The sequence below is a fragment of the Kumtagia ephedrae genome (assembly GCF_003012745.1).
Lineage (GTDB): Bacteria > Pseudomonadota > Alphaproteobacteria > Rhizobiales > Rhizobiaceae > Kumtagia > Kumtagia ephedrae.
Window position 1 is genome coordinate 12160 of record NZ_PXYK01000034.1, and the last position, 21478, is coordinate 33637.

18 protein-coding genes are annotated in these 21478 nt (G+C 67.2%); 10 read left to right on the forward strand and 8 right to left on the reverse strand.

Annotated elements, in window-relative coordinates; translation table 11 throughout:
- Nucleotides 1–94: 94 nt before the first annotated feature.
- Nucleotides 95–868, forward strand: a complete 774-nt coding sequence (locus C7I84_RS25555; protein ID WP_106775049.1) for a DUF1223 domain-containing protein — start codon at nt 95–97, stop codon at nt 866–868.
- A 442-nt stretch (nt 869–1310) separates the two neighbouring features.
- Nucleotides 1311–1694, forward strand: coding sequence for a DUF2794 domain-containing protein (locus C7I84_RS25560; RefSeq protein ID WP_106775050.1), 384 nt, complete (start codon nt 1311–1313; stop codon nt 1692–1694).
- Nucleotides 1695–1914: 220 nt separating this feature from the next.
- Here C7I84_RS25560 and C7I84_RS25565 read toward each other — a convergent pair whose 3' ends face one another.
- The 4 genes from C7I84_RS25565 to C7I84_RS25585 form a co-directional block, all read right to left on the reverse strand.
- Nucleotides 1915–2496, reverse strand: coding sequence for a GNAT family N-acetyltransferase (locus C7I84_RS25565; protein WP_106775051.1), 582 nt, complete (start codon nt 2494–2496; stop codon nt 1915–1917).
- A gap of 103 nt (nt 2497–2599) precedes the next feature.
- Nucleotides 2600–3376, reverse strand: coding sequence for a Bax inhibitor-1/YccA family protein (locus C7I84_RS25570; RefSeq protein ID WP_106775052.1), 777 nt, complete (start codon nt 3374–3376; stop codon nt 2600–2602).
- Nucleotides 3377–3791: 415 nt separating this feature from the next.
- Entirely contained in the window at nt 3792–6341 is a 2550-nt protein-coding gene (locus tag C7I84_RS25575) for an ABC transporter permease (protein ID WP_106775053.1), read from the reverse strand.
- Between the two features lie 232 nt (nt 6342–6573).
- Nucleotides 6574–7275 carry an ABC transporter ATP-binding protein gene (locus C7I84_RS25585; protein WP_106775054.1) on the reverse strand — a complete coding sequence of 234 codons (702 nt, stop codon included), beginning with the start codon at nt 7273–7275 and terminating at the stop codon, nt 6574–6576.
- A gap of 61 nt (nt 7276–7336) precedes the next feature.
- Between C7I84_RS25585 and C7I84_RS25590 the strand changes: the two genes are divergently transcribed.
- Complete coding sequence (locus C7I84_RS25590; RefSeq protein ID WP_106775055.1) at nt 7337–7978, forward strand: arylesterase; 642 nt, start codon at nt 7337–7339, stop codon at nt 7976–7978.
- 135 nt (nt 7979–8113) lie between these two features.
- On the forward strand, nt 8114–8707 hold the full coding sequence (gene thpR, locus C7I84_RS25595; protein ID WP_106775056.1) for an RNA 2',3'-cyclic phosphodiesterase: 594 nt from the start codon (nt 8114–8116) through the stop codon (nt 8705–8707).
- Between the two features lie 261 nt (nt 8708–8968).
- On the opposite strand, the gene C7I84_RS25600 is transcribed toward thpR, so the two are convergent.
- Complete coding sequence (locus tag C7I84_RS25600; RefSeq protein WP_106775088.1) at nt 8969–9610, reverse strand: LysE family translocator; 642 nt, start codon at nt 9608–9610, stop codon at nt 8969–8971.
- A 75-nt stretch (nt 9611–9685) separates the two neighbouring features.
- Nucleotides 9686–11752, reverse strand: a complete 2067-nt coding sequence (locus tag C7I84_RS25605; RefSeq protein WP_106775057.1) for a putative bifunctional diguanylate cyclase/phosphodiesterase — start codon at nt 11750–11752, stop codon at nt 9686–9688.
- A gap of 343 nt (nt 11753–12095) precedes the next feature.
- Between C7I84_RS25605 and C7I84_RS25610 the strand changes: the two genes are divergently transcribed.
- The 4 genes from C7I84_RS25610 to C7I84_RS30210 all read left to right on the forward strand — a co-directional run bounded on the left by C7I84_RS25610 (nt 12096) and on the right by C7I84_RS30210 (nt 15562).
- On the forward strand, nt 12096–13217 hold the full coding sequence (locus C7I84_RS25610; RefSeq protein ID WP_106775058.1) for a TRAP transporter substrate-binding protein: 1122 nt from the start codon (nt 12096–12098) through the stop codon (nt 13215–13217).
- A 78-nt stretch (nt 13218–13295) separates the two neighbouring features.
- A complete protein-coding gene (locus C7I84_RS25615; RefSeq protein WP_106775059.1) occupies nt 13296–13937 on the forward strand; it encodes a TRAP transporter small permease subunit in 642 nt (213 codons plus the stop codon).
- Nucleotides 13934–15355 carry a TRAP transporter large permease gene (locus C7I84_RS25620; RefSeq protein WP_106775060.1) on the forward strand — a complete coding sequence of 474 codons (1422 nt, stop codon included), beginning with the start codon at nt 13934–13936 and terminating at the stop codon, nt 15353–15355. The genes C7I84_RS25615 and C7I84_RS25620 overlap by 4 nt, the downstream gene beginning before the upstream one ends.
- A 42-nt stretch (nt 15356–15397) precedes the next feature.
- Nucleotides 15398–15562, forward strand: coding sequence for a hypothetical protein (locus C7I84_RS30210; protein ID WP_165816218.1), 165 nt, complete (start codon nt 15398–15400; stop codon nt 15560–15562).
- Nucleotides 15563–15568: 6 nt separating this feature from the next.
- Here the strand turns inward: C7I84_RS30210 and C7I84_RS25625 are convergent, their stop codons facing one another.
- Nucleotides 15569–16501 (reverse strand): hypothetical protein, encoded by a 933-nt coding sequence (locus C7I84_RS25625; RefSeq protein ID WP_106775061.1) that lies wholly within the window; start codon nt 16499–16501, stop codon nt 15569–15571.
- Nucleotides 16502–16938: 437 nt separating this feature from the next.
- Here C7I84_RS25625 and C7I84_RS25630 point away from each other — a divergent pair, with 437 nt between their 5' ends.
- Both C7I84_RS25630 and C7I84_RS25635 read left to right on the forward strand, forming a co-directional pair.
- Entirely contained in the window at nt 16939–18159 is a 1221-nt protein-coding gene (locus C7I84_RS25630; protein ID WP_106775062.1) for an argininosuccinate synthase, read from the forward strand.
- A gap of 218 nt (nt 18160–18377) precedes the next feature.
- A complete protein-coding gene (locus C7I84_RS25635; protein WP_106775063.1) occupies nt 18378–19346 on the forward strand; it encodes a hypothetical protein in 969 nt (322 codons plus the stop codon).
- Nucleotides 19347–19354: 8 nt separating this feature from the next.
- Here C7I84_RS25635 and C7I84_RS25640 read toward each other — a convergent pair whose 3' ends face one another.
- Nucleotides 19355–21421, reverse strand: coding sequence for a mechanosensitive ion channel domain-containing protein (locus C7I84_RS25640; RefSeq protein ID WP_342587182.1), 2067 nt, complete (start codon nt 21419–21421; stop codon nt 19355–19357).
- Between the last annotated feature and the right edge of the window lie 57 nt (nt 21422–21478).

Sequence of the window (21478 nt, forward strand, 5' to 3'; positions counted from 1 at the left end):
CGCAACGTGACTTCCCGTTGAGATGCCCATCTGCCTATTGTTTGGTGAACAAAAAGATAAGCCGGTTCCACCGGCGAGACGTTCTGGAACCGCCATGACGCGCGAAAAACTGACCAGACGGGCGGCGTGCGCGCTCATGGCATTTGCCTGGACGGCCTTGTCAGGCCGGGCTCTGGCCGCCGAATCGCGCAAGCCGCTCGGGGTCGTCGAACTCTTCACCAGCCAAGGCTGCAAGTCCTGCCCGCCGGCCGACGCGCTGTTCAGCGAGCTGGTCAGGAAAGGCGAGGTGGTGGCTCTGGCCTACCATGTCGACTACTGGGACTATCTCGGCTGGCGTGACACGCTGGCCAAGCCGGAAAACACGGATCGGCAGCGCGACTATGGCCGCGCTCTCGGCGTCCGCTCGGTCTATACGCCGCAGGCGGTCATCAACGGCCGCACGCATGTGAACGGCGCCAAGCGCGCCGCCGTGCTCGGCACGCTCGACACGCTGCGCCGCGCCGGCAAGGGCCTCTCGGTCGACCTCAAGGCGACCCAGGAAGGCGAAAGCATCGTGATCGAGACGGGAAGCGGACCGATCTACAGCAAGGCGCATCTGGTGCTGGTCTTCTACGAGGACGCCAAGCCCGTCGCCATCGAGCAGGGCGAGAACGGCGGCAGCACCATCACCTACTGGAACGCCGTCACCGACGTGCAGACGGCCGGCGTGTGGAAGGGCAAGTCGACGCGCTTCGAACTGCCGATGAGCGAGATCGCCAAGAAGAGCGGCAGCGTGGCGCTGCTGCAGTCCGTCAACAAGGATGGGCTGCCCGGCCCCATACTCGGTGCCACGGTCATCCGCAGCCCCGACGGACCGTCGATGAAATAGGAGGCGCGGGAGCAAAGAGCAGACAGGAGGGGCAGATCGCCCGACGATGGCGGGCAGGGCGCCTGATCCGGCAGCGCAAAAAACCGGTGTCAGCAAGAGCGCCGGCACCGGCTTCAAATTCTGGTGAAATCACTCGGCCATTCGTGGCCGAGGTTGGTTCGATCCGACGCGGGCCCGTGGGCGGGGGGCTTGGGGTTACGAGCCGGTGCCGGACCGAACCGTCTCAGGCAACGGGGCTACAGTCGGCGGACATTGGGGCGTCAGCTTGTGCAAAAAATGGCGGGAATGTGGCGATTCTTCACCAATCATGTCTTTGTGAAACAATTTGTGATTAGAATTGATTTTGCGTGAGAGAGGTTTCGTTGAGGGATTCGGCGCCTTGCAATTTACCGGCGAACGCGCCACGCTTGGTCGCATAATTGTCACGAAAAGGCAGGTGCGGATGAGCGATCGCAGCGGAATGGAGGGTGGGGACGAATCCGCAATACTGATCCCGCTGCACGAGGCCAGGCGCGAACGGCTCGACATCCCCGTCGCTTTCGACCGCCGCGAGCTCGACCAGATTCTGAGGCTCTACGGCCGCATGGTCGCCGCCAACGAGTGGCGCGACTACGCCATCGACCATCTGCGCGAGCGGGCCGTCTTCTCGGTCTACCGCCGCGCCCACGACCTGCCGCTGTTCCAGATCGTCAAGGACCCGCGCCTTGCCCGCAAGCAGGGCATGTTCTCCGTCGTGGCGGCGAACGGCGCGGTGCTGAAGCGCGGTCACGAGCTCGGCCGCGTGCTGGGCGTGTTCGACAGCAAGCTCAGGCTGGTCGGGGCGTAGGCAGGGCAGTAGGGCAGTAGGGCAGTAGGGCAGTAGGGCAGTAGGGCAGTAGGGCAGTAGGCACATCTGCTCCCGGCCGTGATCGTGACATTCGCCCAAGAGAAGGCCGGCCGCTCGCAAAGCCATTGACCTCTTCGTGAGTTCGCGCTCCCCTTTCTACTGCCCTACTGCCCTACTGCCCTACTGCCCTACTGCCCTACTGCCCTACTGCCCTACTGCCCTACTGCCCTACTGCCCTACTCTCCCGAAACCGTCGCTCCGGCCAGGAGTCGGCGTCCGGTATCCGGCCCGCTCCGCCGTTCAGCGCAAGCTGCATGAACACCGTGTCGAGCCAGCGGCCGTGCTTGAAGCCCGAGCCTTCGAGTTTGCCGGAGTGGCGGAAGCCGAGCTTCTCGTGCAGCCGCACCGAGGGGCTGTCCGGCCTGCCGTCGCCGATCACGGCGATGATCTGGCGGAAGCCGAGCGTCTCGCAGCGGCCGATCAGCTCCTTCAGCAGCAGAGCGCCGAGACCTTGCCCCTTGGCCTGCGGGGCGATGTAGATGGAATCCTCGACGACGAAGCGGTAGGCCGGGCGCGGCCGGAACGGTCCCGCATAGGCATAGCCGGCGAGACCGTCCGGCGTCTCGGCCGCCACATACGGATAGCCGCCGGCCTTAAGGGCGGCAAAGCGCGCGGCCATCTCGTCGCGCGTCGGCGGCTCCAGTTCGTAGGATGCCGTGCCGTTGGCGACGGCGTCGGCGTAGATGTCGGTGATGCGGTCGAGGTCGGCTTCGGCGGCGTCGCGCAGGACAATACTGCTCATGATCTAGGCACTCTCCGGGGATGCCTACGGATAGAGCGGCTTTTTCCAAAAGAAAAGGGCGACCCGCGGGCCGCCCTTTGGTCCAGTCTCGTTCGGCTGGCGCTTATTCGCGGTTGCCGAGGAACGACAGCAGGAAGGAGAACAGGTTGATGAAGTCGAGGTAGAGCGTCAGCGCGCCCATGATGGCCTTGCGGCCGGCGACGAGAACCTCGTCACCCTCGAAATACATCTCCTTGATCTTCTGCGTGTCGTAGGCGGTCAGGCCGGCGAACACCAGCACGCCAATCGCCGAGATGGCGAACTGCAGGGCCGGCGAGGCCAGGAAGATGTTCACCACCATGGCGATGACGAGGCCGATGACGCCCATGAACAGGAACGTGCCCCAGCCGGTCAGGTCGCGCTTGGTGGTATAGCCGAACAGCGACAGCGCGCCGAAGGCGGCGGCGGTGATGAAGAAGGTCTGGGTGATGCTCTGAGCCGTGTAGACCAGGAAGATCGACGACAGCGACAGGCCCATCAGCGCGGCGAAGATCCAGAACGAGGTCTGTGCGGCCGAGATGCTCAGCGTATGCACGCGGGCGCTCAGGAAGAACACCATGCCGAGCGGCGCGAGCATGACGACCCACTTCAGCGGCGAGCCGTACAGCGCGACGCCGAGCGAGGTCAGCATCTTGCCGTTGCCGAGCGTGGCGACCGCCGCGGACGGATCGTTGGTGGTGGCCAGCATCATGGTGCCGAGGGCGGCGATGCCGGTGATCGCGAGGCCCAGCGCCATAAGGTTGTACACCTTGAGCATGTAGGCGCGCAGGCCCTCGTCGATGGCGGCGTCTGCGCGGGCACCCGCAGCGACGCGCGCCTGATAGTTGCGAAGGTCAGCCATAGATTTCCTCTGTTGCTTCTGCCCCGTCGGGTGTCGGGCGCTCGCGCCCAGGCGCCGCTGGCGGGACTCCAGCATGCCTGTGGCGGAATATGATGCGTCTCGCGCGCGAGGACAAGACCTGTTGCGGGCGGAAACGCTACGTGAGGTTACGATTTTCTACGATCTCATACGAAATTGATGGGCCTCGCTGCGCGAGGCAGGCAGTAGGGCAGTAGGGCAGTAGGGCAGTAGGGCAGTAGGGCAGTAGGGCAGTAGGGCACATCTGCTCCCCGGCCGTGATCGTGACATTCGCCCAAGAGAAAGCCGGCCGCTCGCAAAAGCCATTGACCCCCTCGTGAGCTCGCGGTTCCCTCCTACTGCCCTACTGCCCTACTGCCCTACTGCCCTACTGCCCTACTGCCCTACTGCCCGTTGCCTACAGTTCCCGCAATACCGGCGCCGCCTTGTGCCCGAGCACCCGCCAGGTGCCGATCAGGCCGATGCCGACGGTGAGCACCAGCGCGATCGCCACGGTCGACACGGCCACCGCCGGCGAGAAGCTGGACGGCAGGGTCATCACCCTGGTCACCACGAACCACGCCGCCACGCCGCCGGCGGCCAGCGCGAACACGGCGGTGGCCAGGCCGATCAGCATGTATTCGAGCGAGAAGGCGGCGATCAGCGTGCGCCGCGTCGCGCCGAGCGTCTTCAGCACCACGGCGTCGTGGATGCGGGCGCGGTTGCCGGCGGCGAGCGCGCCGGCCAGCACCAGCACGGAGGCGAGCAGGGCGACGCTTGCCGCGGCGCGGATCGCCGTGCCGAGCTGCGCCACCAGCCGGTTGACGATGTCGAGCGCGTCCTTGACCCGGACCGTGGTGACGGCCGGATAGGCGCGGGTGACCTGGTTCAGCACCTGCGCCTCCTCGGCCAGCGTGGCGTCGGGCGCCATCAGGGTAGCGAGCCAGGCATGCGGCGCGCCGGCGAAGGTGTTGGGCGAGAACACCATGACGAAGTTGATGCCCATGGATTCCCACTGCACGTCGCGCAGGCTGGCGATCCTTGCGGTGATGTTGCGGCCGAGCACGTTGACCGTCACCGTGTCGCCGATCTTCAAGCCGAGCTGGCCGGCCTCTTCCGAGGAGAACGAGACCAGCGGCTCGCCGGCATAGTCCCGCGGCCACCAGGCGCCGGCGCTGAGCGTCGCGTTCTCCGGAATATTCGCCGCATAGGTGATGCCGCGGTCGCCGCGCAGCACCCAGGCGCCCTCCGGCGGCACCGTGATCTTCTGCACGTCGACGCCGTTCAGCGCCATGACGCGGCCGCGCAGCATCGGCACGCGCACCAGCTTGCCGTCCGGCGCCAGACCGGTGACCAGACTGGAGAAGGCGTCGACGTCGGCCGCCTGGATGTCGACGAAGAAGAAGTTCGGCGCCTGCTCCGGCAGGCTGCCGGAGATCTGGCGCCGCAGGTCGCCGTCGATCAGCGCCAGCGTCACCAGCAGGGTCAGGCCGAGGCCGAGCGACAGCACGACAGAGGGCGTCAGCGCGCCGGGGCGGTGGATGTTGCCGACGGCGAGCCGCAGCGCGGTGGAGCGCAGCCGCGGCGCCCGGCGCGCCAGCCATTGCACGCCGAGGCCGACGCCGCGCAGCACGATGAAGGCCGCCACGGCGGCGCCGACGAAGATCGTGGCGATGCGACGGTCGGTGGCGAACCAGATGGACAGCGCCGCCAGCAGGACGGCGATGCCGATCGCCAGCGCCACATAGGGCCAGCGCGGAAGACCGCGGCCGCCGATCCCCATCTCGCGGAACAGGGCCGTCGCCGGCACGGCGCGGGCGCGCCCCAGCGGCAGGACGGCGAAGGCAAGCGTCACCAGCACGCCGAAGCCGGCGGCCAGCGCCAGCGCGCCGGGATAGACGCCGCCTTCGGCCGGCACCGGGATGAAGGAGGAAAGGGCGGCGCTCGCGGCGAACGGCATGAGCGCTGCCAGCGCCAGGCCGATGACGATGCCGAAGCCGGCGATGATCAGGATCTGCGCGAGATAGAGCGCGAAGACGAAGCCGCCGGAGGCGCCGAGGCTCTTGAAGGTGGCGATGACGCCGCGCTTGCCGTCGAGATAGGCGCCGACCGCGTTGGCCACACCGACGCCGCCGACCACCAGCGCCGTCAGCCCGACCAAAGTGAGGAACTGCGAAAAGCGCTCGATGTTGGAGGAGAGCGCCGGGGCCGCGCTGGTGCGCGTGCGGATGCTCCAGCCGGCTTCCGGAAATTTTTCGGCGGCCTCGGCGCGGATCGCGGCAAGGCCGGCCTCGCCGCTGCCGGCGGGCAGGCGGACCTTGTACTGGTGCTCGACCAGGCTGCCCGGCTGCACCAGACCGGAGGCGCGCAGGCCCTCCAACGAGACCAGAAGCCGGGGGGCGAAGCCAAAACCGTCGGAGATGGCGTCGGGCTCGGAGGCGAGCACGGCGCGCAGCTCGAAGGTGGCGCCGCCGAGCCTGATGCGGCTGCCCGGCTCGAGGCCGAGCCGCTCGAACAGGAGATCGGCCGCCGCCGCGCCATAGACCCCGTCCTCTTCGGCGAACAGATCCGGCGCGGGCAGGGCGGGCCGGGTGACGAGCGTGCCGTAGAGCGGATAGGCGGCGTCGACCGCCTTGGCCTCGACCAGAGCCTGGTCGGAGCCGTCCTCCAGGCGCGCCATCGAGCGCATGCCGGCGCTGACGGCCAGCGTGCCGAGCCTGTCGAGGAAGGCGCGCTCGTCTGGCGTCGCCTCGCGCTGGTTGAGGGCGAAGCGGATGTCGCCGCCGAGCAGCGCCTGGCCCTCGGTGGCTACGCCGGACGAGATCGCCTGCGCCACCGAATTGACGCCGCCGATCGCGCCTACGCCGAGCGCGATGCAGGTGAGGAAGATGAGGAAGCCGGAAAGGCCGCCGCGCATCTCGCGCAGCGCGAAGCGGAGGGCGAGTTTGAGGGAGCGGGATGTTCGCATCAACGTCCAGACCCCGCCGAGGGTGGTGCTCCTGCGCACCCCCCTCTGTCCTGCCGGACATCTCCCCCGCAAGGGGGGAGATTGGCAGCTTCGGCCCTGCCGCCTCTCCCGGAGGATTGGTGATTGGCGAAAGCCGACGCGACCGCCGATCTCCCCCCTTGCGGGGGAGATGTCCGGCAGGACAGAGGGGGGTGCGAAGAAACGCTACGCAACTTCATCTGCTCGCCCGTCCCTAGGCCGACACGGCAAGGCGGGGCGCTTCCGTCTCGATGCGCCCCGAGCGCATGGCGATCTGGCGCGAGCAGCGGGCGGCAAGCGCCGGGTCGTGGGTGACCAGCACCAGCGTGGTTCCGCGCTCGCGCGCTTCCGAGAACAGCAGGTCGGCGATCTGGCGGCCGGTCGCCTGGTCGAGATTGCCGGTCGGCTCGTCGGCGATGAGGATGCGCGGGGAGGGCGCCAGCGCGCGGGCGATCGCCACGCGCTGCTGCTCGCCGCCGGACAGCTCGCCGGGATAATGCGTCAGCCGCTCGCTGAGCCCCACTGCCGCGAGCTCGCGCTGCGCCGCGCCGAAAGGATCGGCATGGCCGGCCAGCTCCAGCGGCACGGCGACGTTCTCCAGCGCGGTCATGTTGGGGATCAGGTGGAAGGACTGGAAGACGATGCCGATGGTGCGGCCGCGAAAAGCGGCGATCTCGTCCTCGCTGCGGCCATTGAGCAATTGGCCGGCAATCTTGACCGTGCCGGAATCGACGCTCTCCAGCCCCGCCAGCACCATCAGCAGCGTCGACTTGCCGGAGCCGGACGGGCCGACGATGCCGGCGGTCTCGCCGGCGGTCACGTCGAGGCTGATGCCTTTCAGCACGTGGACCGACGAGGCGCCTTCGCCGAGAGTCAAGGAAACGTCGCGAAGTTCGATGACGGCTTCTGCGGTCACGGTTTGGTCCTATATGGAGGCGAGGATTTCAGGCGCGTTTTCGTCATATGGGCTTTAAGGCATGGCTTTCAAACGGTTCATCCTTTCCGCGGCAGCATTGGTGGCGGCAGCCATGATGACAATCGGCGGCGCGGCGGCCGAGCCGCGCCAGATCGTCGCGTTCGGCGACAGCCTGACGGCCGGATTCGGCCTCGATGCCGGCAAAAGCTTTCCAGAAAAGCTGCAGGCCGCGCTCGACACGAAAGGTCACGATGTCGTGATCGCCAATGCCGGGGTCTCGGGCGACACCACCAGCGGCGGCCTTGCGCGGCTCGACTGGTCGGTTCCCGACGGCACCGACATCGTCATCCTCGAGCTTGGCGCCAACGACATGCTGCGCGGCGTCACTCCCGACATCACGCGCAGGAATCTCGACGACATGATCACCCGGCTCAAGGCACGCGGCATCACGGTGCTGCTCGCCGGCATGCGCGCCGCCCCCAATCTCGGGCCGGACTACCAGCAGGCGTTCGACGCGATCTATCCGGAGCTGGCGCAGGAGCATGGTCTCGTCCTCTACCCGTTCTTCCTCGACGGGGTCGCCGCCGACCGACAGTTCCTGCTCGACGACGGCATGCACCCCAACGCCGCCGGCGTCGACCGCATGGTCGAGCGCTTCCTGCCGGTCATCGAGAAGGTGCTGGCGGAGACGGGCGCGACCTGACTCCCGCCGGCGCCCGGCGAAACCTTCCGGTAGGGGAAGCGTTATCTGTTGCAATGCACATAAAACGCTTGCCGTCGTCGCCGTTCGATGATTCCGTAGGCATGCGAGTTCCGATTCGAGGAAGGGAGGCTGTTCATGCCGCGTCTTTTCACCGCCCTCGAAATTCCCCGTGACGCCGCCTTGTCGCTGTCGCTCCTGCGCGGAGGCCTGCCTGGCGCGCGCTGGATCGACGTCGAGAACTACCACATCACCCTGCGCTTCATCGGCGACGTCGAAGGCCATGTCGCCGACGAGATCGCCAACGCGCTCGACCGGGTGCGGCGGCCGTCTTTCCAGCTCAGGCTCGCCGGCGTCGGCGCCTTCGGCGGCAAGAAGCCGCATTCGGTATGGGCCGGCGCCGTCGCTTCGCCCGACCTCAACGCGCTGCAGGCGGAGATCGAGCGCATCTGCCAGCGCATCGGCATGCCCGCCGATCCCCGCAAGTTCACCCCCCACGTCACGCTGGCGCGGCTGCGCAATTCGAGCCCGGCCGACGTCGCGGCCTACCTGTCGGCGCGCGGCAATTTTTCGGCCGCGCCCTTCAAGGTCGGCCGCTTCGTGCTGATGTCGTCGCGCGACTCGGTCGGTGGCGGCCCCTACGTGGTCGAGGAGGCATGGCCGCTGTCTGGGGCGGACGGCCGCTCCGCGCCGCTGCCGGAATATTCCGGCGCGGCCAATATGTGGCGCTGAGACGGGTTTTTCTCTCCGTCCGTCGCACAGCAGATTTTCGGGAGCTGCTCGGCAGACTACCCCCACCCCTAACCCCTCCCCTCAAGGGGGAGGGGGACCAGCTTGCGGCTCTGTCAGGCTTCAATCCGGCGACGGTTTCGCGCCGCATGGCGGCCACAAGGTCCCCCTCCCCCTTGAGGGGAGGGGTTAGGGGTGGGGGTACGAAGCGGCGAAATCACCATGCGATTGCCCCGCCGCCGGCGGGAGGCGGGAAGCGCCGCGCTATTTCGCCTGTGCCGTGAGAATCTTGAGCGCGAAGGCTGAAAACACGCCGGCGAACAGGTAGTCGACGATCCGGGTGACGCGCGGGCTCTGGCGCAGCAGGCCGGCGAAGCGGTCGGCGGCGATGACCATCGGCGCGGTCACCGGAAGCGACAGCACGATGAACATGAGGCCGAGGAAGAACAGCTTTCCCGGCGCGCCCGGATCGCTGGCCGACACGAACTGCGGCAGGAAGGTCATGAAGAACAGGATGATCTTCGGGTTCATCAGGTTGATGCCGAGGCCGGTCGCCCAGTTCTGGACGAGCGAGCGCGGCTTGCGCGGGGTCGCGTCCGGCGAGAATGCCGAGCCCTTGGAGATCGCCTGCCACGCCAGCCAGACGAGATAGCCGGCGCCGAAGATCTTCAGCACCAGGAAGGCCTGCGGCGAGGCGACGATCAGGGCCGACAGGCCGAGCGCCACCAGGGCGGTGTGGATGACGATGCCGGTCATGGCGCCGAGCATGCAGGCGAAGCCCGAGGCGCGGCCTTCCGACAGCGCGCGCCCGACGAACAGGGTCATGTCCGGGCCGGGCGTGATGGCGATGATGAAGGTGGCGATCGCGAACTGCAGGATGATGGAAAGGTCGGGGACAAAGGTCATGACACGGCCCATGGCGACGAAGCGCCGGCTATAGCCGAACCGGGCCGCCGGCGCCAGACGGTGCCGCGTTTCCCGTCACCCGTAGCGGCGCTGGCCCGCGGCGAAGACCGGCTCGGCCGCCGCGCCGTCGTCGGCCGCTTCAGCCAGGTCGATCTCGTCGATGGGTCGCGGCCGGCCGAGCAGGTAGCCCTGCGCCTCGTTGCAGCCTTCCACCTGGAGGATCGAGAGCTGCATCTGCGTCTCGACGCCCTCGGCGAGCACCGGAATCTCGAGGCTGCGGCCGAGCGTCAGCACGGCGCGGATGATCGCCTTGGCCTGCGGGCTGCGCTCGACGTCGGCCATGAACGACCGGTCGAGCTTGATCTTGTCGAACGGAAACGAGCGCAACGTGTCGAGCGACGAGTAACCGGTGCCGAAATCGTCGATCGCGACGGTCACGCCCAGCGCCTTGATCCGGCGCAGCGCATGCAGCGTGCGCGCCTTGTCGGCGATGATCGTCGATTCGGTCAGCTCGAGCTCCAGCCTTTTCGGCGCCAGCCCCGTTTCCAGCAGCACTTCGTGCACCAGCCGTGCCAGGTCCACATGGGCGAACTGCACCGGCGAGAGATTGACGGCGATCTTGTGCGTGTTGTCCCAGGCGGCAGCCTGGCGGCAGGCGGTGCGCAGCACCCACTCGCCGATCGCCAGGATGGAGCCGTTCTCCTCGGCGACCGGTATGAACTCCGCCGGCGGGATCATGCCGCGCTCGGGATGCTTCCAGCGCAGCAGCGCCTCGTAGCCGCGGATCTCTCCGGTCGGGACGGAGGTCTGCACCTGGTAGTGCAGCGCAAGCTCGCCGCGCTCGATCGCCTGGCGCAGGTCGTTGGCCAGGGCGCGGCGGTCGCGCGCGGCCTCGTCCATGCCGGGCTCGTAGAAACACACCGCCCGCGACACGTCGGCCTTGGCCCGGTACATGGCAAGGTCGGCGTTGCCGACCAGCCGCTCGCGGTCGGTCCCGTCATGCGGATAGACCGCCACGCCGATGCTGGCTCCGGTCGTCAGCTCGAAATCCTCGACCTGCAGCGGCTCGAACAGCGCCGTCTCTAGGCGCTCGACCAGCTCGAGCAGCTCCTTCTGGTCCTTGAACCGCTTCACCGCGGCGAACTCGTCGCCGCCCAGCCGCGCCGCGAACTCGCCGTCCCTGAGCAGCCGGTTCAGCCGCCTGCCGACCGTCTTCAGGGCCTCGTCGCCGGCGGCGTGGCCGCGCAGGTCGTTGATCTCCTTGAAGCGGTCGAGGTCGATGACGATCACGGCGATCCTGGTATCGTCATCGGCGCGGCCGATCTCGTGGTCCAGGTGGTCGCTGAAATACATGCGGTTGGGCAGGCCGGTCAGCGTATCGTTGAGGGCCAGGTGCTGGAGCCGCTCGAAACTCTCGACGCGGACGTCCTCGTCGATCAGGTGGCTGGCGAAGCCGGCCGCCGCGATGATCAGCCCGACCACCAGCACCGCGACCGCCATGGCCTCGAGGATTTCGGGATTGGTGCCGGCGGATATGAACGAGATCGGCTCCACCATCAGCGCCGCCATGGCGGTGAAATGCAGGCCGACGATGGCGAGGACGAGGATGCCGATGCCGGCGTGGAGCGACCAGCGCCGGGGCCGCCGCACCGCCTGGCCCACGGCCAGCGCCGAGAACACGACGGCGATGACGATCGAGGCCGTTACATGTCCGGCGTCCCATTCGACGATGCCGGCCATGTGATAGGCGGCCATTCCGGTGAAATGCATGGCCGAGAGGGAGGCGCCGACGAGGGCGCCGCCGACCTCGGGAGCAAGGTGCAGGCGATCGTTGGTGGCCAGGGCAAAACCTGCTCCGCTGCCCACCATGGCGATCAGCAGCGACATCATCGTCAGGAAAGGGTCGAAGGTGATCGGCACGCCCGGAACATAGGCGAGCATGGCGATGAAATGCGTGCACCAGACCGAGGAGCCGGCGGCGACCGCTGTCAGGAACAGCCACCCGCGCCGCTGCAGGCCGGCGGTCTTCGTGGCCCGCTGGAAAAGGCCCAGGGTCACCCCGCAGCCGACCACGCACATGAAGGCCGCAAGAAGCACTAGCCACAGATTGTGCTCCGTGGCAATGCACGTGATCACCCGCATGAAACCGACCCGACGCCTGCCCAAGCGACCGATTTAAAGGACACGGCGCCGATACGGTCGCATCTAGGCGCGGTCATTATGGCGACAGTGCCGCAAAGAGGTGAAAGTCGACTTAATCGCTCAATAAACCCGGACGAAGCCGCGCCGAATCCGCCGTTCCGGGCGGAAAACTCGTGCGCAATGGTAAACCGATTCATCCAGAACGACGGCCGGGCGGCCCGCACCCGCCAAGGCTGGCATCGTAGTCCTAAGTTGTAGGGCGCCCCGTCTTGCATCGCAGGCCTCTTGGCCTATTCTGGTCCGGCAGCGTGACGAAGATCACGGCAAATGGGAGGAATGCGAAATGGCCGAGAAGGCAATCTCACGCAGACGATTCCTGAAAACCTCGACGGTCGGCGGCGCCGCGGCCGCGGCCGGCACGCTCGCCGCGCCCGCGGTGCTGGCGCAGGCGCCGGTCGTGCTCAAGATGCAGTCGTCCTGGCCGGCATCCGATGTCTTCCAGGAGATGGCGCAGCAATATGTCGACCGCGTCCAGGCGATGTCGGGAGGCCGGCTGAAGATCGACCTGCTGCCGGCCGGTGCGGTCGTCGGCGCCTTCCAGGTGCAGGACGGCTGCCATGACGGAGTCATCGACGCCGCGCATACCGTCCCGGTCTACTGGTACGGCAAGAACAAGGCCGCCTCGCTGTTCGGCACCGGACCGGTGTTCGGCGGCGACGCCAACCAGATGATCGCCTGGCTCTATTACGGCGGCGGCCAGGAGTTCTACCGCGAGCTGACGCAGGACATTCTCGGCCTCAACGTCGTCGGCTTCCTCTCCTTCGGCATGCCGGCGCAGCCGCTCGGCTGGTTCAAGAGCGAGATCACCGACGCCGCGCAGCTGCAGGGCCTGAAATACCGCACGGTGGGCCTCGCCGCCGACCTGTTCCAGTCGATGGGCGCCTCGGTCGCCCAGCTTCCGGGCGGCGAGATCGTGCCGGCCATGGAACGCGGGGTGATCGACGGCTTCGAGTTCAACAATCCGACCTCCGACATGCGCTTCGGCGCGCAGGACGTGGCCAAGAACTACATGCTCGCCTCCTATCACCAGGCGAGCGAATCCTTCGAATACATCTTCAACCGGGACAAGTTCGAGAGCCTCGATCCCGACCTGCAGGCGATCCTGAAGCACGGCGTCGAGGCCGCGCACCTCGCCAACTACGCGCTCGCCATGAACCAGTACTCCGCCGACCTGCAGAAGCTCGCCAGCGAAAGCGGCGTCAACGTCAAGCGCACGCCGGACACCGTGCTCAAGGCCCAGCTCGAGGCCTGGGACAAGATCCTGCCGCCGCTGATGGACGACCCGTTCTTCAAGAAGGTGGTCGACAGCCAGAAGGCATGGTGCGAGCGCGTCGTCTTCTACAGCCTGCAGAACGCGCCCGACTACAAGCTCGCCTATCAGCATTACTTCCCGGGCAAGATCTGACGATCGACGGCTGACGCGCCGTCCGGCGGAATCGCGCCGGACGGCCTCGACCCTGGCCAGCTTACCGGGCGGTGGCGCGTGGAACGATACATCGCATTCGCCGACAGGCTGTCGGCCTGGTTCGGAAAAGTGTTCGCCTGGTGCATCCTCGGCATGACGCTCGGCGTCGGCTACGAGGTCGTCGTGCGGTATGCCTTCCGTGCCCCGACGCCCTGGGCCTTCGACCTGTCCTACATGCTGTACGGGACGCTGTTCATGATGGCGGGGGCCTACACGCTGTCGCGGGACGGCCATGTCCGCGGCGACTTCCTCTACCGGCTGTGGCAGCCGCGCACCCAGGCGAGGGTCGAGTTCGTCCTTTATTTCCTGTTCTTCTTCCCCGGCGTCCTGGCGCTGATCTTCGCCGGCTGGAAATATGCGGCGCGCTCCTGGCGCTATCTCGAAGTCAGCAACATGAGCCCGGCCAACATTCCGGTCTACCAACTCAAGACGGTCATCGTCGCGGCCGGCATCCTGCTGTTCCTGCAAGGCATCGCGCAGGTGTTCCGCTGCATCGTCTGCATGCGCACCGGCGCCTGGCCGCCGCATGCGCGCGACGTCGAGGAGCTGGAGAAGGTGCTGCTGGAGACGAAAAGCCTCGATGTGCTCCATTCGGGAGCAGAGCCGGCGCCTGTTCCTCCCGGCCTGGAACCGACCGGCAAAGACGGAGAACGCCGATGACCGAGCCCATGGTCGCCGTCGGCATGCTGCTGGTGCTCATCCTGGCGATATTTCTCGGCTTTCCCGTCGCCTTCACCCTGATGGCGCTGGGCGTGGGCGTCGGGTATTACGCCTATTACGACGCCGGCCGCATGTGGGCCGCCTACAACCGCGCGGTCGAGGCGGGCGCCGACGGCTGGACGCTGGCCGAGACCTGGATCGGCGGCTTCTTCAACAACCGCATCTTCGACCTGTTCGTCAACCAGACCTATTCGACGATGTCGAACGACGTGCTGACGTCGATCCCGCTGTTCCTGTTCATGGGCTACATCGTCGAGCGGGCCAACGTCATCGACCGGCTGTTTTCGGCGCTCTACATCGCCAGCCGCCGGATTCCCGGCTCGATGGCGGTGGCGGCGCTGATCACCTGCACGCTGTTCGCGACCGCCAGCGGCATCGTCGGGGCGGTCGTCACGCTGATGGGCCTGCTGGCGCTGCCGTCGATGCTGAAGGCGCGCTACGACGTGCGCTACGCCACCGGCGTCATCTGCGCCGGCGGCACGCTCGGCATCCTCATCCCGCCGTCGATCCTGCTGATCGTCTATGCCGCGACCTCGGGCGTGTCGGTGGTGCGGATGTATGCGGCGGCGATGATACCGGGCTTCCTGCTTGCCGGCCTCTATCTGCTCTACGTCGTCAGCCGTGCCGTTCTCAAGCCGGAGATCGCGCCGCGGCCGAGCAAGGAGGACGTCGGCGACCATACCTTCCTGCAAATCTGCTGGATGATGCTCGTCTCCTTCGTCCCGATGGCGGTTCTGATCCTGTCCGTCCTGGCGTCGATCCTGTTCGGCCTAGCGACGCCGTCCGAAGCGGCGGCCGTGGGGGCGGCAGGCGGACTCGTGCTCGCCGCGGCCTATGGCGGGCTGACCTGGGAGCGGCTGAAGGAATCGGTCTATCTCACCGCGCGGGCCTCGGCGATGGTGTGCTGGCTGTTCGTCGGCTCGGCCACCTTCGCCTCGATCTTCGCCTATCTCGGCGGTCAGCAACTGGTGAGCGATTTCGTCACCGGCCTCGACATGTCGCCGCTGATGTTCCTGATCGTCGCGCAGATCATCATCTTCATCCTCGGCTGGCCGCTGGAATGGACGGAGATCATCGTCATCTTCATCCCGATCTTCCTGCCGCTGCTGCCGCATTTCGGCATCGACCCGCTGTTCTTCGGCATGCTGGTGGCGGTCAACCTGCAGACGGCGTTCCTGTCGCCGCCGATGGCGATGTCGGCCTATTACCTGAAGGGCGTCGCCCCGCCGCAGGTCCAGCTGACGGACATCTTTCGCGGCATGATGCCCTACATGGCGATCGTCATCCTGTGTATGGTGGTGATGTATGTCTTCCCGCAGACGGTCTTCTGGCTGCCGAACCTGGTCTACGGGCGGTGAGGTGGCGGCGGTGAACGACAGGCATGGAAGGAACCGGCCGCGATGATGGACCGCCTGTTCGCGCTGCTGGCGCTGCTCGCCCTCGTCGGCTTCCTTGGCATCGTCGGCATCAGGGTCGGCCGCGTCGACTTGGCGATCGTCATCGCCATAACCTTGGCGTTCGCCTGCTACGATGTGTGGCGGCAGCTTTTCGCGAACCGCCGCTGACGAAGATCAGGGCGTTATCGTGCCGGTCCGCGGGTCCTCGTCGGCGGCGATCAGCGGATCGCGCGGCTCGTAGCGCTCGCCGTTCCAGCTCCAGTGCATGGGCTCCAGGTCGAAGCGATCCAGCGTGACGAGATTCGGCCAGCCGCCATTGGATGTGCTGGCGTCGGTGTAGATGGCGAGGCCTTCGCTGTTGTAGGCCTCGCGCCAGCCCCCGACCGGGCCGGTGCGGACGAAGCCGAACAGGCCGCAGCCGGTGCGTCCGTAATACCAGGCCGAGCCGCACAGCGTGGCGAACAGCATCTCCTTGCCCGCGCCGCGGTCGAGGCGGGTTGCCGCCACCTTTGGCGTCGCCGTGGTCGCGGCGCGGAACAGGCCGATCTCTTCCTCGAGGAGAGACCGGGCAGTCTCGACGGCGGCGTCGGTCTCGGAAAGCTCGATCTTCGCGTAGGCCGACATGTCGACCTGGCTGCACAGCGGCGCAACCGCCTCGATGACCTTGCGCGAGCCGCGCAGCGGGAACGCGGCCGTCACCGTGTCGTCGCTGCCGAGGTCAGCCGTGAGGCGGCTTCCGCCCTTAAGCGCCTCCACGATCTCGCGCGACAGCGGCAGCGTGATCGTCCGCGCCTGCTGCTCCGCCAGGATCGGATAGGTCTTCGCGTCGACGGAGAGCTGCGCCGGTACGGCGGAGGTGGGCGTCTCGCGCGGCCCGGTGCGCAGCCTGAGCGACCAGCGCTGCTCGGCGCAGACCAGCGAGCCGCCGGTGATCGCGGTCGCCCCGGTCGGGACGGGCAGGATGGCGACGGCGCCGCTGCCGGCCTCCTGCCAGGCTTCGGCGGCGAGACCTTGCCCGGACAGGAACGGCAGGATGGCGAGGGCCGCCAGAGCGGCCGCCCGGGCGTTGCGCGCATGCGATTGCGGGTTGGCTGGAAGCTTGGTCATCGCGGAAATGGCGCCGGCTGCGGAGAATCACGAAATCTGGTCGAACGGCCTATTGGTGACCGATCGAGGCAAAGCGATCGTTAACGGCTGTTCGCGGCGGTGCGTCCGAACCTCGACATGCAGGTTAATCGCTTACAGACGACCAGGACTTTCGCCGCTTCGTACCCCCACCCCTATCCCCTCCCCACAAGGGGGAGGGGACTTCGCGGCCGCTATGCCCCGCGAACCATCGACGATGGCACCTGCCGGAGATGTCGGCCCGGTTCACCTCCCCCTTGTGGAGAGGGGTTAGAGGTGGGGGTAAACGCATGTGCGATCGGCCAGCCCTACAAGGCGGGAATGGCAGCGTCCGCAGCCCTTGCCCGCCAAGGCATTCCTGCTAATAGTGCCGGCCGAAAACAGGGCGGCACGGCCGCTTCCGCAATTCCGGAGACACCATGTCGAAGTGGAAAGACGTCAAGAAGGTCGTGCTCGCCTATTCCGGCGGTCTAGACACGTCGATCATCCTGAAGTGGCTGCAGACCGAGCTCGGCGCCGAGGTCGTGACCTTCACCGCCGATCTCGGCCAGGGCGGCGAGCTCGAGCCGGCACGCAAGAAGGCCGAGATGATGGGCATCAAGGACATCCGCATCGTCGATGTCCGCGAGGAGTTCGTCTCCGACTTCGTCTTCCCGATGTTCCGCGCCAACGCCGTCTACGAGGGCCAGTACCTGCTCGGCACGTCGATCGCCCGACCGCTGATCTCCAAGCATCTGGTCGAGATCGCACGGGAGACCGGGGCCGACGCCATCGCTCACGGCTCCACCGGCAAGGGCAACGACCAGGTGCGCTTCGAGCTTTCCGCCTATGCGCTCAATCCCGACATCAAGGTGATCGCGCCGTGGCGCGACTGGTCGTTCAAGTCGCGCACCGACCTGCTCGACTTCGCCGAGAAGCACCAGATCCCGATCGCCAAGGACAAGCGCGGCGACGCGCCCTTCTCGGTCGACGCCAACCTGCTGCATTCCTCCTCGGAAGGCAGGGTCCTGGAGGATCCGTGGAGCGAGCCGCCGGAATTCGTGCATCAGCGCACGGTCTCGCCGATGGACGCTCCCGATGTCGTCACCGAGATCACGATCACCTTCAAGAATGGTGACCCGGTAGCGATCAACGGCGAAAGCCTGTCGCCGGCGACGCTGCTGGCCAGGCTCAACGACCTCGGCCGCGACAACGGCATCGGCCGGCTCGACCTGGTCGAGAACCGCTTCGTCGGCATGAAGAGCCGCGGCGTCTACGAGACGCCGGGCGGCACGATCCTGCTGGCCGCGCACCGCGCCATCGAGTCGATCACGCTCGACCGGGGCGCGGCGCATCTGAAGGACGAGCTGATGCCGCGCTATGCCGAGCTCATCTACAACGGTTTCTGGTTCGCGCCGGAGCGCGAGATGCTGCAGGCGCTGATCGACAGGAGCCAGCAGGACGTCGAGGGCGAGGTGCGGCTGAAGCTCTACAAGGGCAATGTCATCGTCACCGGCCGCCGGTCGCCGAAATCGCTCTATTCGGACGCGCTGGTGACCTTCGAGGACGACCGCGGCGCCTACGACCAGAAGGACGCGGCCGGCTTCATCCGCCTCAACGCACTCAGGCTGCGCACGCTGGCGGCGCGCAACCGCGGGTAAGATCGGGCGGCTGCAGCTTCCTTCCATCCTGACCCTTCCCCACAATGGGAGGGGGATCGGCAGCCTCTCTCCGGCATGCGCCAACCGCCGACGGTTTCTCGCGGCCTGGGGAGGTAACCGCCTCACCACAAGTTGCCGGCTTCCGGCGGCACGGCATCATATCGTTACCAGCCCTCTCTAAATGAAACCGCCATCGACGTTCCGGACGGAGATGGCCGATGCCGCATTTGCGAATCTTCGGGGATCGGGCGGGCTATGACGAGGACCGCTACACGCTGGTCATGTCGGTGAAGCGCAAGCCCACGGTGTTCCATCTGGTGGCGGGCGGCGGCCTCGACGTTACGACGGATCCGGTGGACGGCAGGACCATCGTCGACTGCTCGGCAGCGGCGGGCGACGACGCCGGCATCCACAAGGACGCGCGCCTGACGCCCTGGGAGAAGGAGCAGACCATCAGCAAGGTCACGCTGACGGCCAAGGAGGTCGGCAGCACGGTGCTGCGGGCGAAGGGCGGCGGCGCCGACCAGATCAAGCCGCTGCCGATCACCGTCGTCTCCAACAACGATGCGCGCCAGATCGGCAACACGCTCGGCGAGATCACGTCCAAGCTCCGCGACGATATCCAGAAGCTGTCGCTTCGCGACGCCGTCATCGAGGTCGCGCGCGACCAGATGAACAGCGCCATCTCCATCGGTCATTCGCAGAACGGCTTCGGCGTCTACATGAAGAGCGACACCCTGAACTGGTGCGGCGCCTTCGCCTACTGGTGCTGGGACCAGGCCGCCTTCATCAAGGGCGAGACGAACCCGTTCGCCAGCGGCGGCAACGAGGTGCTGTGGTCGCCGCAGCGCGCCATCGAATGGGGCCGCAAGCCGAGCAGTCCGGTCAACATGTGGCGCGTCGACACCAACGAAGGCTATTCACCCGCCAACCTCAAGCGGGCGGACATCGTGCTGGTGCGGGCAAACACCCGGGACTGGAAGGGCGAGGACGAATCGAAGCGGCCGCCGGGGCCGTGGTACTGGAAGCACGTCTGCATGATCCATTCGATCAGCGGCGACACCGTCCTCACCATGGACGGCAACCAGGGGTTTCCGCAGGCCATCAAGATCGTCGAGCGAAGCCTGTCGGAAAAGGTCGACGGCGGACCGTACAAGCTGGCCTTCGTGCACCCGTTTCTCGTCTGAGCCGCCAGCTACTCGCCGGCGGCTGCGAGTTCCGTAGCCTTGCGCCGCCGCCGGCGCGTCTCCTGGGCGGCCGCGGCGGTCGCCTCTTCCGCCCCGCCGGAAACCTGGACGGTCGGCGTCGCCAGCTTGATGCCGTTCTCGTCGAAGGCCTTCTTGATCATCATCAGGGCCTTGCGCTTGATGGTGAACTGCGTGCCGGGCTTGGTCATCAGCTTCATGCGCAGCACGATGCCCGATTCGCCGAAGCTGTCGACGCCCTGCATCTTCAGGGGCGAGAGCGTGTTTTCGGCGAACTCCGGGTCCTGCGCCAATTCCTGGCCGATCTTCTTGACGATCTTGCGCGCCTGCTCGACGTCGGAATCGTAGGTGACGGTGAGCGTCATCTTCTCGATCACCCAGTCGCGGCTCATGTTCTGCACGGCGCCGAGCTGGCCGAACGGCACGGTGAAGATCGGCCCGCGCTGGTGGCGCAGCCGCACCGAGCGCAGGCTGAAGCCTTCCACCGTGCCCTTGTAGCTGCCGCTCTGGATGTACTCGCCGACGCGGAAGGCGTCGTCGAGCATGAAGAACACGCCGCTGATGATGTCCTTCACCAGAGTCTGCGAGCCGAAGCCGATGGCCACGCCGAAGATGCCGGCCCCGGCGATCAGCGGGGCGATGGCGATGCCCATCCCGGAAAGGATGGTCAGCACCGCCACGATGGCGATGAAGACGCCGAGCGCGTTGCGGAAGATGGGCAAGAGGGTCCGCAGCCGGCCGCGGCGCGCCATTTCCTCCGGCGTGCCGCCCTGCTCGGCGGTCACCTCCATACGATGGGCGATCAGGGCCTTCGACAATTGCCACAGGAGATCGGCGACGAGCAGGATGATGATGCCGTTGAGCAGGCCGCCGACGACGCGGCGGGCGGTTTCGCTCTCGCCGACGGCGGCGGCCGTCAACTGCCAGACATAGGTCAGCCAGGCGACGGCAAGCGCGATCACCAGGGCGCGGGCGCCGCGCACGATGAGCACCCGGGTGATCATCGCCCAGAGCGTGGTGCTGCCGTGGCCCCCGGCGAGCGTGTCGGCGATGCGGCCGACGCCGGAGACCGCCTTCGGCAGCAGAAGGGCGTAGATGCCGAGCCACAGCAGGCCGACGAGCTCGGCGACCCAGACGAACCACAGGATGATCAGGTAGAAGGTGAGCAGCCATCCCTTCATCGGCGAGGGGGCTGCACGGAAATGCGGGCGGCGCCACACGCAGTCGATCGAGACGGCAAGCAGCCCGAGGCCGAAGGCATAGGCCACCAGCTGCCGGGCCTCGCGGGTGAAGCCGAGGGACGGCATCAGGCTGGCGATCGCCCAGCCGGCGAAGAAGATCGCCGCGAACATCTGCACGCGGGAAAACCAGAAGCGGGCGCTCGCATCGTCGGTGTCGACCATGCGCGGCGGACGGGCGGGATCGGCGCCCTGCGGCGACAGCAGCAGCCGGGCGACGGTGCGAACGAGCCGGAAGAGGATGACGGCGGCAAGAAAGGTGAGGACCACCTTGCGCAGGAGCGGCGGCCAGTCGAAGGCGAGGAAGAGGCCGGCGCTGGCCAGGGTGAACACGAGCAGCGGAACGAGATCGGTCAGGAGCCGCAGCGGCTGTTCCGCCGCGCCGCCCGGGGCATCGCGCCTGGCCCGGTGCAGCAGGTGGCGGAACAGCCGCTCGGCGCCGTAGCCGACCGCGATCAGGACGGCGAGAATGAACAGCACCGTGCCTGGGCGACCGGAGTTGACATCGGCGGAAGCCGCGCGGGTTGCATTGGCGAGCTGCTGGGGGAAGCTGACAAGGGCGGTCTTCAGCGCGCCGATATGGTTGCGGATGCGCGCCTCGACCTCGGTCAGGCCGTCCGCCGCTGGGGAGCTTTCGGGGGCGGCCGGAGCGGCGGGGCGCGACTGCAGCCAGGACTTGACGTCGGGGTCGTTCAGGAGATCAAGCAGTTGCTTGACTTTTTCAGGCGGGGGCGCGGCGTCCGCCTGCTGGGCGAGCGCGCCGGCCGGCATAGCAGCCAGCATCAGCAACGCCGCCGCTACGGCGACGACGATCCGCACCAAACCGCTCCTCATAACTCCTCCGCAAGCCGCAGCCGCCGGCGAAGCGCCGTGGCC

What these genes read in the sequence shown, in the direction of transcription:
- C7I84_RS25565 (WP_106775051.1), bottom strand. Translation starts at nt 2,496, where the DNA reads ATGAGCAGTATTGTCCTGCGCGACGCCGCCGAAGCCGACCTCGACCGC.
- C7I84_RS25610 (WP_106775058.1), top strand. Translation starts at nt 12,096, where the DNA reads ATGGCCGAGAAGGCAATCTCACGCAGACGATTCCTGAAAACCTCGACG.
- C7I84_RS25635 (WP_106775063.1), top strand. Translation starts at nt 18,378, where the DNA reads ATGCCGCATTTGCGAATCTTCGGGGATCGGGCGGGCTATGACGAGGAC.
- C7I84_RS25560 (WP_106775050.1), top strand. Translation starts at nt 1,311, where the DNA reads ATGAGCGATCGCAGCGGAATGGAGGGTGGGGACGAATCCGCAATACTG.
- C7I84_RS25555 (WP_106775049.1), top strand. Translation starts at nt 95, where the DNA reads ATGACGCGCGAAAAACTGACCAGACGGGCGGCGTGCGCGCTCATGGCA.
- thpR (WP_106775056.1), top strand. Translation starts at nt 8,114, where the DNA reads ATGCCGCGTCTTTTCACCGCCCTCGAAATTCCCCGTGACGCCGCCTTG.
- C7I84_RS30210 (WP_165816218.1), top strand. Translation starts at nt 15,398, where the DNA reads ATGATGGACCGCCTGTTCGCGCTGCTGGCGCTGCTCGCCCTCGTCGGC.
- C7I84_RS25575 (WP_106775053.1), bottom strand. Translation starts at nt 6,341, where the DNA reads ATGCGAACATCCCGCTCCCTCAAACTCGCCCTCCGCTTCGCGCTGCGC.
- C7I84_RS25600 (WP_106775088.1), bottom strand. Translation starts at nt 9,610, where the DNA reads ATGACCTTTGTCCCCGACCTTTCCATCATCCTGCAGTTCGCGATCGCC.
- C7I84_RS25630 (WP_106775062.1), top strand. Translation starts at nt 16,939, where the DNA reads ATGTCGAAGTGGAAAGACGTCAAGAAGGTCGTGCTCGCCTATTCCGGC.
- C7I84_RS25620 (WP_106775060.1), top strand. Translation starts at nt 13,934, where the DNA reads ATGACCGAGCCCATGGTCGCCGTCGGCATGCTGCTGGTGCTCATCCTG.
- C7I84_RS25625 (WP_106775061.1), bottom strand. Translation starts at nt 16,501, where the DNA reads ATGACCAAGCTTCCAGCCAACCCGCAATCGCATGCGCGCAACGCCCGG.
- C7I84_RS25590 (WP_106775055.1), top strand. Translation starts at nt 7,337, where the DNA reads ATGGCTTTCAAACGGTTCATCCTTTCCGCGGCAGCATTGGTGGCGGCA.
- C7I84_RS25605 (WP_106775057.1), bottom strand. Translation starts at nt 11,752, where the DNA reads ATGCGGGTGATCACGTGCATTGCCACGGAGCACAATCTGTGGCTAGTG.
- C7I84_RS25570 (WP_106775052.1), bottom strand. Translation starts at nt 3,376, where the DNA reads ATGGCTGACCTTCGCAACTATCAGGCGCGCGTCGCTGCGGGTGCCCGC.